Genomic DNA, 1,778 nt, shown 5'->3' with positions numbered 1-1,778 from the left:
GCGAAGGCCGCCGCACCCTGGATCTGGACGAATCGACCTACAGCAAAGAGCGCGGTTTGGTCGGCAGCACAAGCCGGTTGGACCAATACCGGCGCCAACACGACGAAGCAGCCGGCAGCGTGATTACCGGCCGCGAAGTCAGAACGGCCTCCGGCGGCGACACCCGCATCCGCGGCAGCCAAGTCATCAGCGACGGGCAGACCCTGATTGCCGCCCAAGGCGGAGTACGCATCGACGCCGCAGACAACCGCTACCAGGATTGGGAAAACCACGAGCGCAAAAAGTCCGGCCTAACCGGCAGCCTGAAAAACGGCGTAGCGATGGCCGGTTACGGCAAGACCCAAGAAAACCTGCAGCAAAACAGCGTATCGTCTGCCGTAACCTCCTCGCAGATAGGCAGCCTGAAAGGCAACACCACCGTAGCGGCGGGCGGCAAACTGAGTACCGAAGCCGCACAACTGTATGCCGGTGGCGATCTGAAGCTGCAGGGGCGCGAAGTTTCCCTTGGCGAAGCCTACAAACGGAACGAGCGGCACAGCGAAGCGCAGCACAAACAGAGCGGCTTCTCGGTCGGCATCACTTACGACCCCTATACCGCCGGCAAAAATGCCTGGGACAAAGCCATGCAGGGCGGCGGGTACAGCGACAGTATCGTCGGCAACTGGATGCAGCGCAGCAGCGCCTCAGCCAAAGCCAGCCAGGCGGCGGGCACGCCCGTTGTGATCAGCGGCGGCCGCAGCCGCAGCACGCAGGTGCAGGATGGCAGCAGCGCCGAAGCCGTCGGCAGCTCGCTGACAGCCGGCCGCCATCTCAGCATCCGTGCCACCGAAGGCAACATCGAAGCCAAAGGCGCACAAATCTCCGCCGAAGGCGATGCCCTGCTGTATGCCCGCGACGACATCCGACTGCTGGCCGCGGCCGACAGCCGCCGGCAAACCGGCAGCAGCAAGCGCAGCGGTTTCTCCATCGACAACCGCGACCATATCACCCCCTTCGGCACCTTTAACGATCAGGGGCAGGCTGCGGGCGAGATCGGCAGCATCAGCGGCAGCACCCTGTCCGTGGGCGGTAAAACCCGTCTGCTTGCCGAAAAAGGCAATATCGCCGTCAGCGGCAGCAGTCTGGTCTCCCAAGACGACCTGCTGCTTAAAGCCGGCGGCGACATCGACATCCGCGCCGCCGAACACCGCCAAAGCCAGAGCGAGCGCCAAGTTTCTTCCGGCATCGGCAGTGCCGTTATTTCCGACACCGAGCACTTTAGCGGCTGGATGAAAAATCGCCGCGAGAACGAGGGCGAAGAAACCCTGCAGACCGCCAGCCAAATCGGCAGCCTGAAAGGCAGCGTCCGCATCGACGCCGGCGGCGCCTACCGCCAATCCGGCAGTGATGTTGCCGCTGCCCGCGATATTGACATTGCCGCTCAAAGCGTCGATATCCGCACCGCCGACAATCACGGCCGCAGCCGCCAAAGCGAGCGCGACCTTAAAATCGGCACCTTCGCCAAAATTTCCTCGCCGCTGATCGATCTGGTCAACGCCGCCGAGGGCGCCGCCAAAAGCAAAGCCGACGACCGCACCCGCGCCCTGCAGGGTCTAGCCGCCGGCGCCCAAGCCTACCAACTGGCCGATGGCGTCGGCAAAGTGGCCGACGCCGTCAAAAACCAAACCGGACAGCAAGGCGCCGTCCTCTTGTCCGTTGAAGCCGGTTTCGGCTTTAAAACCGCCAGCAAAGAGCAAAACCAAAACTACCGCCAAAGCCAACAAAGCAGCCTGAAAGCC

1 protein-coding gene is annotated in these 1,778 nt (G+C 63.2%); it reads left to right on the top strand.

Going from position 1 to position 1,778, the window contains the following annotated elements; all coding sequences use genetic code 11:
* Positions 1-1,778, top strand: a 1,778-nt coding sequence (locus tag MB824_RS08530) for a hemagglutinin repeat-containing protein (protein WP_238748038.1), incomplete at both ends; no start/stop codon positions are given.

This window comes from Kingella pumchi, assembly GCF_022288825.1.
GTDB classification, from domain to species: Bacteria; Pseudomonadota; Gammaproteobacteria; order Burkholderiales; family Neisseriaceae; genus Kingella_D; species Kingella_D pumchi.
This window is presented reverse-complemented; position numbering and strand designations above follow the sequence as displayed.